The organism is Exiguobacterium sp. s83 (assembly GCF_018617095.1).
In the GTDB taxonomy this organism is placed as follows: domain Bacteria; phylum Bacillota; class Bacilli; order Exiguobacteriales; family Exiguobacteriaceae; genus Exiguobacterium; species Exiguobacterium profundum.
In genome coordinates, this window is the sequence record NZ_JACSJP010000001.1 from 1616127 (window position 1) to 1628046 (window position 11920).

At 42.8% G+C, this 11920-nt stretch carries 9 protein-coding genes and 1 riboswitch; all 9 genes read right to left on the reverse strand.

The window, feature by feature from the left end; all coding sequences use genetic code 11:
• Positions 1–92: 92 nt before the first annotated feature.
• On the reverse strand, positions 93–860 hold the full coding sequence (locus KNO73_RS08265; protein ID WP_214683661.1) for a transglutaminase-like domain-containing protein: 768 nt from the start codon (positions 858–860) through the stop codon (positions 93–95).
• Between the two features lie 13 nt (positions 861–873).
• Positions 874–950: riboswitch (cyclic di-GMP riboswitch) on the reverse strand.
• Positions 951–1106: 156 nt separating this feature from the next.
• A complete protein-coding gene (locus tag KNO73_RS08270) occupies positions 1107–1259 on the reverse strand; it encodes a hypothetical protein (protein ID WP_160300231.1) in 153 nt (50 codons plus the stop codon).
• A gap of 362 nt (positions 1260–1621) precedes the next feature.
• Positions 1622–1762, reverse strand: a complete 141-nt coding sequence (locus KNO73_RS08275; RefSeq protein WP_214683660.1) for a hypothetical protein — start codon at positions 1760–1762, stop codon at positions 1622–1624.
• 31 nt (positions 1763–1793) lie between these two features.
• On the reverse strand, positions 1794–2663 hold the full coding sequence (locus tag KNO73_RS08280; protein ID WP_214683659.1) for a hypothetical protein: 870 nt from the start codon (positions 2661–2663) through the stop codon (positions 1794–1796).
• Positions 2664–2681: 18 nt separating this feature from the next.
• Complete coding sequence (locus tag KNO73_RS08285; RefSeq protein WP_215112324.1) at positions 2682–4319, reverse strand: WD40 repeat domain-containing protein; 1638 nt, start codon at positions 4317–4319, stop codon at positions 2682–2684.
• Positions 4320–4619: 300 nt separating this feature from the next.
• Entirely contained in the window at positions 4620–5429 is an 810-nt protein-coding gene (locus KNO73_RS08290) for a hypothetical protein (protein ID WP_215112325.1), read from the reverse strand.
• A gap of 23 nt (positions 5430–5452) precedes the next feature.
• On the reverse strand, positions 5453–6826 hold the full coding sequence (locus KNO73_RS08295; RefSeq protein ID WP_215112326.1) for an Ig-like domain-containing protein: 1374 nt from the start codon (positions 6824–6826) through the stop codon (positions 5453–5455).
• 188 nt (positions 6827–7014) lie between these two features.
• Entirely contained in the window at positions 7015–10023 is a 3009-nt protein-coding gene (locus KNO73_RS08300; RefSeq protein WP_215112327.1) for a UvrD-helicase domain-containing protein, read from the reverse strand.
• 188 nt (positions 10024–10211) lie between these two features.
• Complete coding sequence (locus tag KNO73_RS08305) at positions 10212–11906, reverse strand: hypothetical protein (protein ID WP_215112328.1); 1695 nt, start codon at positions 11904–11906, stop codon at positions 10212–10214.
• Positions 11907–11920: the final 14 nt, after the last annotated feature.

Consider the following 11920-nt stretch of genomic DNA (forward strand, 5'->3'; position numbering starts at 1 on the left):
TTGCAGACATCACAAACGTGGAACAAGGAGATTCGCCTCAAAGAACATACCAAAAAAAGGCCGCCTTCTCTGGAAGGGACCTTGGTCGTCGTTCAATCATAGAGTGTGGCACGATAGTCAGAGGCGCTACGGTACGTCGTCGTCCGTCGCTCGGTCACGTCACGCGTCACATCGATGACGCGCCACTTTCCGTTCACGAACACCTCGTTCCACGCATGATACCCGTCGACCCCTTTCGCCGTCCCCATCACAAGACGGGTCGGGATGCCTTGGGCACGAAGGAGCGCGGCATTCAAAGACGCGAAGTCATAGCAAATCCCCCGTTTCGTCCGAAGCGTGTCGGCGTTATTCGGTAGATAAGTCGATGAGAGCTTCATGATCTTCTTGTCGTCATAGTCAACGAGTCGGTTGACGTGACGGCTCGTCACGAGCGTTTGCGTCGAAGTGGAGTAAGATGAACGTGACAACGACGAGGCGAGACGCGACGTCGCGGAATCGATGGAGACATTTTGGGTGGAGTGGAGATACGGTGCCGTCGAATGGACGAGGCGGACCGTTTTCTGAAGGCGGTAGACACGTTTATAGCGTTTCCCGTCCGATGACTGGTAAAGCGTGAATGTATAATCCCCGTTCCCATAGTTGACGTTGAAATGATTCTTCCCTTTATAGACATCGTAAGTACGGACCTGCTTGCCTTGTCGCACCTCGAACTTGAATGATCCTTTGTCCTGGTTCGAGATGTACACGTCGACTTTCCCCGTCCGTGTATCGACACGCGCGCTCGCCGCATCTGCGGCGGCAGGTCGCACCACAATCAGTGCGAACAACAATACCAACATCCCTGCGAAGAATTTCTTCACGAAACGAACCTCCTTTGGAAACTGGCTGCCATTTTACAGGCCCTGTAGCTTTGCGTCACTAGCTTTCGCGTAGTTTTGCCATTATCAGTGAAGTCTTACGCCTCAACCTTAGCATAAGGGATGCGTGGACGATGTCTGATTTTTAAATTTTATGGGAATGAATGTGCCGAAATGAATGCTTAAAAACCCTCGCCGTAAGTAGCGTGAGAGGATCTAGCGGAATCTGTCAAGAACAGACAGATGATATTATTTCGAACGGAATGATAGTTGCTCCGTGAATGGGAAACGGCGACGGATTTGTTGCTTCACAAATCGTGACAAGACGACAATCGAATTCAAGACAAAACCGAGGGTCGGAAGCGCCAGCAACAATAAGACGTAAAAGAGAACATCGTTCAATGGACACAGCTCCTTCGTGTGAGGTAGGGCGTATGGACATTTACATGCGAAAAGTGTGGGAATTGCACAGCATGTGATAGGTGACAATTCAATCCATACCTTTATCTACCATTAGTGTAACCTAATTGTAACAAACATTCCGTTTGTTTTTACTAAAAAAGGGGAATTAATTGTGTCCGCTTTAGGTCTTTCGTTCGACAGGAAGTGACAATTCGCCTACATTCAAAAGACGAACTCGTTTGAGTCCGTCCGATGATCGATCATGTAGTGGATTGCATGCTGTTTAGACCATGACCCCTGAGTCGTTCAAACTCTATCTTTTGACCGAGTCTGCCGTGTCTTCAGTCGCTCCGGCCATTTTTTCACGACTGTCCGTTACGAAGATAACGAACGATCAGCCAAATCAGCAGAATCGGAATGAATAGGCTCGTGACAGCACCGATGACAATCGACCCGACAGCAAGGAGCACCACGAGGACATCCATCGACATGAACCATTCCATTAGGGTCGCTCCTTCTTTATAATCCCTTCTTTTATCTCACAATGACTTTAATCTCCACAGCATCACCATATGCATCCGGTTCAAGGGATAACACGGCTGTCCCTCTCTTCATAGCCGTCATTCCCGGACGTACCGTATCGTAAGAAAGCACCGAGCTACCATCGTAAGACATTAAGCGATACGAATATCCTCTCGTATCACTGACACCATATCGACCAATCCCGATGCGATCTCCGACTTTGGCGTACACTGTCTTCTTCCCAGCGTAGACAGCTCGATCGCCCGACATTTTTAAGCCGAGCCAAATCTTCGGATTTTTTGAGATCAATCGATCATCACGACCAGATGCGCGACCGGCAGAAACGACCTTTCCATTCTGCACACGATATTTTTGTGAAACGATTGAGCCACTTCCATAAAACAAGACCCCATCAATAATCCAAGCCCCTCCCTGGAAAACAGAACTCTTGTGTTGCATCAATTTGATGTCGCGACCATTGGGCGATCCGATCAGGTATGCATCCAAGAAGTTACCGCTCCCTTCGTAACTCCCGATCAGCACTTTATCAGTCGCTCCCATCCGTCCTTTCGTGATGAATGACAAGTTCGTCATATATTCGACAGGGCGACGATACGAGACTTTCCACTCTCCATTTTTCAGCTCATGGACATAAATCATATAGTCATACCCGTACTCATTTTCTCGTTTGAAAATAGAGACGACTTCAAGCGGACGTGACGTATTCAATTGAATCAAACGATGGTCATCATATGTGTAGCCGTTAAACCATGAATATTGAAGCTCTTCGACGAAATCCTCTGTCGACTGTGCTGCCTTTGATACACTCGGATGAATCAGCAAGAGACTTCCAATCACGAATGCAAAGAGTATTTTCTTCATTTTTCCTCACCTTTCATATCACCAAAGTTTTGTTGATTCTCCAAGATGCATATAGATGACGTTTCCTTCTAAATCGTAGAAAATAATCAAGCCGTGCTTTTTGTTAATGAGATATAACGCAGCATCACTGATTAAAGATTCATCGATTGCTGACTTCCCACGAATCAGTTTCGTCGGGATGCTGTCATAGTAACTAAAGTTGTACGTATCTTTTGGTTTACCAAATACTTTCTTGATTTCCGCTTCTGTGATCTCTCGTTTTTCATAGTCGAGCAACAACATCATGCCATCTACTTTTTTCTTGCCTTTGTAAGTCTCATATAACCAGTTGTCTTGATACTTTCCAGAAATCAACTTCTCGTCATTGAAGAAGAACTGTCCAGCCACGCCTCGAACTTTTGAAAATTCTGAGTATAACCGATGCGGAGAGTTCAGAAACGCACGACGTTTTTCAAGTGACTGTTTCTGTTGTTTCAGCCATTCATTATCGGATGGTCTCGGATCTTTTTTGACTGTCAGCTCGACACTCGTCTCGTGGTCTTCATAGGTCGCTTTTAACGTAAACTTCCCTGGAGATTTCAAGATCAGTTTGTTTTGTGAAAAATAAGCGACTTGAGAGTTATTCGATCGCCACACGACTTTATCGGTGACTTTAGTTCGAGAACCATCTTTTGACTTTACGACGATTGCCGGACTCAGTTCGTTCCCTTCAATCATTTCCGTTTCATCCACTTCGATTGCAATAGTCTGGATTCGTTTCTTTAAGTTTTGGGCGTTATAAACTGTAATACTTTGTCCAATCGAGAAAAGTCGACTCGAATCTTCATTGAATCGAAATGCCCCTTCTTTCACGTTCATATAGATGCGTTTTTTCGTGTATAGGTCATATAACTTCGTTTGTTCAGAGCCAACGAAAGTACCTGTTTCGTCTAAATAGATGGCTCCGGAAACACTCTCAGTAATAAACTGTGCTTCTGATAAAGGTGTTTCGAAGTAAAATAAATCATGGTCTGTTGAGTTATACACCAATTGTCCTTTTTGGTTCATCGAATAAGACTGAATCGGGGTAGACGCCATGATTTCTGTCACGGCTTGTCCTTGATGGTTTAACACCTGAATCGAATCAGTATATCCTATCGTCATATACTCTTCTGATACTTGAAGAGTTCCCGACGTGTCAATTCCACGAATAAATTTCACTTGGTCGGTTTCTACATCATAGAAAATGAGACGGTTATCACTTGCGATGACCAGAATTGAGCTATTTGGTAAAAACTTAACTTGATTAAAGCTGTCGAGTTCGTAAGTCTCCCCGTTGTATTCAAAACTTTCAATTGTTTTGTGAAGGTCAAGATATTGGTTGTATGTCCTGACTCGATAATATTCACTTGACGCGACCCACGTCTGGTCACTATTCACTGTCATGAAATCTACGGTATAGTCACTTTTGATTGAATTAATCAATGCACCTGTCTCAGTATCATAAAGATTGATACCATAATCATTTAAGGAATAAAGCGTATCCTCGCGTACAATCACATCGTAAGGATTATATTCAGGAATTTGACTGATCGTAGACATCCGAATTTCAGCTGAAGCCGGCATCATTGTAAAGATCAATAACGATGCTAGTAGTGTACTCACTAATCGTTTCATGTAATCTCCTCATTTCATCATTTTGGATTGATTTAATCGTTTATCTTTTTCCGTATACGTCAATCTCTTTTCGTAAATCATTCGTTTATCCAAGAGCCATTCGATCCTATATGTATCGTATCAACTTAGGTCTTTCGTCGGATGACACTTATCATTTTTAAGTCAATCAATAATTTAAAATCGACAAACAATCGTTCGACATGAACTGACAAACTACACGATTCAATTCCATAAAAAATCGTCTCCCTTCATCAAAAAGAAAGACGACTCTCATGTATTGAATACAACTCACATCAACAATCATTCGAAGAGTGAGATGGCACGAACGACTTGATCTCCATCAAGCTGAACGACGAGCGTTCGCTGATTGACTTCATAGACAAGAAGCGTGTCTTGTTTGAAACGGTATAGCTCTTTGCCTGCTTTAAAGAAGCCTAACGTATAGGAGTAGTCGATGACTTCTTTCGGTGTACCGAGCGCGCGTGTCACTTCTGACTTGGTGACGGTACGTTTAAAGAACTTTGGTGACGTGTGTACACTGCTTACATCGTAAGTCGGTTTATTTTGATAATTCGGATCATCGGCAAGAAGAAAATTCCCACTCCATTTCCCGAATTGACCTGAGTCAGACTCGACCTCAGCAAATGCGCCATCCGAACCTTTTACTTTACGTAAGTCAGAACCGAATGCGACACGATTCCCGTAAAAGTTCCCATCGTAAAAGATTGACGCTTGCTGCATTTTCAACCAACTGACATCATTTTGTTTCGAAGGGATGCTCACGGTCATCGTGCGCTTTGCTTTCTTCCCTTTGTAGACGGCTTGAATCGTCGTTTTTCCAGGAACACCCGATGTGACCGATGTCTTTCCGACACGGGCAACCTTCTTCGTAGTGGACGACCACGTCACCCCTTTCGTGATACGCTCGACCGTTCCGTCAGTATAGACAACGTCTAATTTGAGTGTACGGGCATACCCACTGTCTTGTTTCGCATATGTCGTAGGGATCACGATTTTCGATACCGACTTGGCCTGAGCTTCCTCGGTATAAAAGGATAGACTTGCAATCATTAAGATTGCGGTCACCACCTGCATAAACACTCGTCTCATGTGAGTTCTCTCCTTCCGTTCAATCATTTACTTACTTTCACCGTCTTCACAGACGATCCATACTTGTTCTTGCTCGAGATCTTAATGCTTGTCCCGGCTTTTTGTTTACTGATGGAGAACGAATAGTTCCCTTTCGCATCAGCCGTTCGCTTGTATGATTTCTTCCCGATCGTCATTGTGACTGTCGCACCTTTTTCCGTCTTGCCACTCACTTTTGTCGAACGAGCTGTCACTTTGTTAATCGATAAAACTGGCAATAAATGACTTGATGTTACGCGAAGTTTATATTTCCCCGTATCATCGTGACTATAGTCATCATAAATCGACAAGTAATACGTGCCTTTATTCAAAGTAAGATTCTCTTTGTATCGACTAGGCGCTTTTGATGATCCGTATAAATACTCGCTAGCAACTCTATTGTTCTCATCATCGAGCAATTCTACGATTGCTCGATTAGCGACATAGGATGTGAGGTCGATACTGACACGACTTGTTTTTGGAATGACAATTTTGTACACATCAATATAGTCATTCCATGATAGGAATCCTGTACGTGTTTGGTAAAACGGAAATACTTTTGCTTCAACAGTCCCATTATTCGGCTCCATTTCCTGATTTAAAGCTGGAACGAATGACGAGGTCAATTCATATTTACCTGTGTCATCATAACCATAGTCATCATAGATGTGAACATAGTAGGTACCTGGCTCTAAATCGATATATGGAGCATATTTTCCTGGATTGTTCCAAGTACCATAAACTGCTTTTGAAAAAATCGAGTTGTTATAATCATCTGTAAGTTGGAAATAAGCTCTGTTTTCAACGGAGCTAGTGAAATCAAAATAGAGTCGACCTGCTTTTGTTAATTCGACACGGTACACATCAATTCGGTCCTGCTCTGATAAGTATCCTAATGTTTTTTTTCCGAAGGCTAAGTTTTGTGCTTGAGCAGTTCCATTGTTTGGTTCTTGATCATTTGTCTTCATCGGAGAAAAACGTGTAGAAATTTTAAATTTCCCAACATCATCTTTTCCATAGTCATCATAAATCATAAATTGATAATTTCCTTTTTCTAAGTCAATGCTCGTGACTTCTCTCGCTGGTGTTTCAGCACTTCCATAAAGAGCATCCGAATACACAGTATCATTGTATTCATCTACAATTTCAATGTATGCACGGTTAGATACCGAAGACGTTACGTCAATCGTAAAACGTCCAGCCTCTTCTAACGTTAAATTGTAAATCTTACTACTATCACTTTCCGTCAACTCCCCCCTAACGGTCCCATTGATCGGAAGGATACCTACACCTGTTTCCGCACTTGCTGGCGTGATTGTCGCTAGAATCAACAACGCGCCAAGCATTGATGAAATCCACGTTTTCATTAATTGTTTCATAGTTATTTATCCTCCATTCAAATCATTACGCTTTATTATATGAAAGGATTTTCCATTCAAGGTTCTCATTTTCACGGATAGGGAAAAGGGTTTTCGAATTTTAGAGGTCAATCGTTCGAGAAGATTCGTCACGCCTGCCTCCTCATTTACTCCAAAAGAAAAGAACCGCCATCGGCGATTCTCTCCCTTCAATTCATTCTTTTCCCAACCCGCTTCATCTGCTCCACATCTTCTTGCTCCATCGTATGTTTACAGATCGGGAAGTTCAAACACCCATAAAACTTACCGTTCTTCCCATCCCGTAGCACAAGATATCCTCTGCATGATGGACAGACAATCGGATCATGAATGATGCTTGGATGATTGGCGGTATAGTCACAGCCCGGGTAATGATTGCAACCGACAAACGTCGACTTTCGATTTGCCTGTTCGCGAATGACCAAATGACCATCCAGACAACGAGGGCATTTCGGATTATGCCGGATGCTCTTGCCTTCCTCGATTCCCATTTCATACGGAACTTGTTGCTCCTTGATCAATTCTTGGACGAACGTCGACATGCGGTCATCCGGCGTCAGCACATACGTCGTGTGTTTCGTCCGCGTCAACGCCACATAGAACAGACGGCGCTCTTCCCCAAACTCCAACTCTTCTTGTTTCTGAAGGACGAATGACAATAACGGGTCATCCATGATCTTGTTCGGGAAGCCGTTCTTACTGTTTGCCGTATTAATCAGGATGACGTTTTCTGCTTCGAGCCCCTTTGAACGGTGCGCTGTCAAAAAGGAGATTCGAAGATTCGGATGCGTTCGGTCGGTCACTTGCACTTCATCTTTCAAATACTTCACTCGAAACGAAGCGCTTCCCTCAATTGACTTGATGTCAAAGTTGTTCCGTCCGACGAGCAGTACATCCGACTCCGGACCATGTGATTGAACGATTTGATCAAGCGCTCTACGTAAGGCGATTTCAAAGTCGTTCTTCCCCTTGATCCCCATCACGCGAACAGGTGTGATCAGTCGTTTTCCGGAAGAGAGATTCTTTCGGATTTGACGCTTATTCTTCATCACGAATCGACCAGCGATATCGATCAATTGTTGCGAGTTTCGATACGTGTTCTCAATTTTTAATAAGGCACTCTTCCCGAAATAATGTTCAAAATCGGTGAACAGGCTCAAGTCAGACCCCGCAAACCGATAGATAGACTGCCAGTCATCTCCCACGCACATGACGGTTGATCCCGTCTTCTGCCGGATTGCTTCAATCAGATGATAACGACTGACGGAGATATCCTGATACTCATCAATGATGATGTATTTGTACGGCAAATGAACAGCATCGGACGAAACAATCGAAGTCGCTTCGTTGATCATGTCATTGAAATCGATTTTGTTCGTTCGTCGTAGATGATCCTCATACATCCGGTACATCGGTTTGACGAGACGGAAGAAGAGGAGTGCTCGTTGATAATGAAACAAGTCCTTCTTGTTCAAACTCTGTGCGAAGATATCAAATTGAGACTCCGTATAATGATTCGATTTGAACAATTGAAGAAAGCTCGACACAAAATCGACGAAGTCGTTAAAATGATTCTTCTGTTTCGTACGATATAACTTGTCGAATACTACTTTCGGGTCCATTTCCCGGAAGACGACACCTTGCTTCAATAATTTCAATCGTAGTTGATCTAACAAATTTCCTTCTTGCCGGTAATATGAATACGTCTCCATCAGCTTCGTCCCGTGTTCATGATGCAGCTGTCGTTTCCATTCCATACCATCGAGATACTTCTGTTCCTCGATTGGACTGAGCCAAGGGGCGCGATTGTTCCGGTTGATTCCGAAGTGTTCTAAGTACAAATCGTATTCTGGCAGATAAAAGTCCGGTTGATACTGACGATGATACCGAGTCGCTGTCTGATAAGGGTAGTTCTTCTCATATTCATATTCGATGCCGTTCAAGAATAAGAAGTTCGCAATCATGACCTCTTCGAGACTCTTGACCTTCTCTTCTTGAATCGTGATCTTCTGTCTTTGTTGTGTGGCAATCATCTCAGCAGCTGTGAGGGATTTCCATACTTTACTGCGTAGCGGTTCTAAATCCACATGCTTATTGTAGTCGTGATATTCCCCGGCCGTCTCAAACTCTTCAATCCCTTTTGGAATGTAGAAATAGTAACCGAAGAAGTCGATCAGTTCTTTCATACGATGCGGATGTTCATAGAACTGATGCATACAATAATCACGGATAACTTTTTTCAATTCGTCCTCGACTTGAGGCTTTTGCTTTCGACCTTCAGCAATGATCCCCATCCCGAGCCCATGAAACGTCTTGACCTCCACGGGAATATGAAGCCGTTCGCAGATTCGCTCCTTCATCTCTTCGGCTGACTTTTTAGTGAACGAGATTAGTAAGATTTCATGAGGCTGTACTTGTTTTTGTTCAACTAAATATTTCACTTTCGCAGCGATCGTCAACGTCTTTCCAGACCCGGCACCTGCAACGACGAGGTTCGCATCCTCATTGACGATGACCGCACGTCGTTGTTGGCCATCGAGCGACTTCCCATCGATAGAGTCAAAGAAGGATTGGGTGCGTTTCAATTCTTCGGTCACATACGTTTCATTCCAGTCTTCCACCTGTCGATCTAAGCCTCGATAAAGTTGTATGAACGAAGTCGCTTCTGGAACAGAGTCATCCTTGAAGAAGTCGTATACGCCTCGATAATCGCCGAGAAGTCGTTTCCGTAACGAGTCACCGATATAATGACGTCGCGCTGCTTCGACATCTCGTTGAAAAGATGCCATTTGCTCATAATATGTACGGAGTCGTTGATTGATGCGCTCAACCCGTTCATCGAGTTCTCGCCAAACATTCAACAACTCACCTGATACACGAACGTACGCCATATTCAATGAAACGACTGAAGATGGGAGTGAACCGTCCTCATGTTTCAGTTTGGTGTGTGTCGTTTCATCTAGTAGGAACCCTCGTTCACTCAGTTCATAAACATGATGAAAGCGTCCTTTCTCCTGCATCACTTCTTCTGGAGAAATGCTTGACTTAGAAGATTCCCACGCTACCATCTGCTCCTTCAAATTGTCCAAGCCGATTTGTAAAACATTCACGTCACGTTTCAATTGCGGTAAGACACGTCGTATCATAAAGAATCGTTGTATCGATTGGATCCATCCCATATCATCACCATACCATTTACAATATTTTCAACTCTTCTTCAGTTTATCAAAAAGCTGATTAAGAAGAGGATAGATTTATAAAAAAGAAACTGAGCCTAGGTAGACTCAGTTTCCTAATGTTCTATCAATCTTTAATAGTGTAATTATTTAAAGAGTTCTAATCGAATCAGAGTAGCGAGTTTTATAATTCATCTCTCTCCGTCCTGTTTTAAGCGTAGGAGATACATGCCAAGTGAATTGTCATCACCTATGACTGCGAGTTGCATATCTGTTTTCAGTATCTCATCTGCAGCAAGCAGGTTCGCAAAATTTAAATTCCCGTATACTTCATTCGGATACATAGTAGGATATGCTTCTTCGATAGCTTTTGAGACTTCCGATGTAAGTAGATCACCTTTTACAAATAATCTATTATTCTTTAAGTCTATCATGACCCCGCCATCCTCAACCGGGATATATCCTACGGTTTCTTCTGAAATAGCGTCTGTTTTCTCAACAATCAACATACGACTGTTGAATTTAGAGTTAAAGACTGCCTGATATGCTTCGGTAATCAACACATCCTCGCGCACATATTGGAATGGAGTCAGTTTTATTTTAGGTTCAGAAGAATTGAAGAGTGGTGAATCGAGTAATTCTTGAACAGTAGAACCTTCTTCAAACATAATGTGATACGAGTTTAGCATACCAAACTCAAATTTCGAACTTGTGATGTAATCATATTGTGGAAAATGTTGACCTTCCTTTGCATACTCGTATGTGATTGCTTCATCTCCATGTGGAATATGCAAAATAATCGTCTTGGACAGATGTTTATAATTTGTTTGGAACGTGTATGTTATCACGACATGTCGAACCTCGCCGTTTTTGTCGGGACGGGCAGGAATCATATACTTGCTATCTTGAATATCGTCTGACGAAATATAGAAGTAAATCCCTTCAGAAGCGGTAGGTAGGGCAATATATGCACCAGTCTCATTCTCAGCGTTTTGGATTGTCGGAACGAATGTCTTCATCGCGTCTTCTAAAGGTTGTGGAATAGGTAATTGTTTCTGAAACTCATTATTCATATTCCAGTAGGCCAGTGCTAAACGTTGATACTCAAACGAATCGTCTTTTTCTCCTACCTCGTCACTATTTAGTGACATTAATAGCGTGTTCACACTCTGAAACTTTTCGAAAATATTCTCCACAACATCATCTTTCGATAAATCATCATTTAATAAAATTTCAATTTCTCTTAACAATTGTCGAATATCTTTTTGAATCGCAAGTTCATTTTGCGATAGAACGATAGGATTGAATTTCACAGGCACATGGTTAATGACTACATCTTCTGGTTTGACGACTTGAACCATCACATCGTCAGCCGCTGAAATGGTCTCGATTTTTGATTGCGGACTGAACGTGAGAAATGCTTGTTTCAATACATTCACCTCGTCAAACTCTCCTTCAAAATTTACGGAAGCCGATGTATCAATTGTTATTACTTTTACCAATTCAGCCTGACGGTTAATAATCCGTGCTCCATTCGTATCTTCTAACCGAAGCTCAGCTAAATATCCACTGTTGTCAAACGTACTTTCTGCTACATCTTTAATCAAAACTGTACCTGTCACGTTCGCTTTGTTAATCACTGTCGCATTTGGAGTGTTGACGGTCAAACCACCTTCAATCGTCCCAGCTTCAATCGTGACCGTACCGGCTTCATTATGGTTGATCCCGACATTTCCAGTCACCTTGAATCCGTTTAATGCTAAATCGACCTTACGTGTGAGTGTAAGATCACCTGTGATATCGTTCAATAAACGAATTCGCTGTACAGTAGCATCTTGGAGAGCTTCGTTTAATTGAGTGAGTGTTGTGACCGAAGTCGTTTTCACTACGCTATTCCTGC

What these genes read in the sequence shown, in the direction of transcription:
- KNO73_RS08275 (WP_214683660.1), bottom strand. Translation starts at nt 1,762, where the DNA reads ATGGAATGGTTCATGTCGATGGATGTCCTCGTGGTGCTCCTTGCTGTC.
- KNO73_RS08280 (WP_214683659.1), bottom strand. Translation starts at nt 2,663, where the DNA reads ATGAAGAAAATACTCTTTGCATTCGTGATTGGAAGTCTCTTGCTGATT.
- KNO73_RS08285 (WP_215112324.1), bottom strand. Translation starts at nt 4,319, where the DNA reads ATGAAACGATTAGTGAGTACACTACTAGCATCGTTATTGATCTTTACA.
- KNO73_RS08290 (WP_215112325.1), bottom strand. Translation starts at nt 5,429, where the DNA reads ATGAGACGAGTGTTTATGCAGGTGGTGACCGCAATCTTAATGATTGCA.
- KNO73_RS08295 (WP_215112326.1), bottom strand. Translation starts at nt 6,826, where the DNA reads ATGAAACAATTAATGAAAACGTGGATTTCATCAATGCTTGGCGCGTTG.
- KNO73_RS08300 (WP_215112327.1), bottom strand. Translation starts at nt 10,023, where the DNA reads ATGGGATGGATCCAATCGATACAACGATTCTTTATGATACGACGTGTC.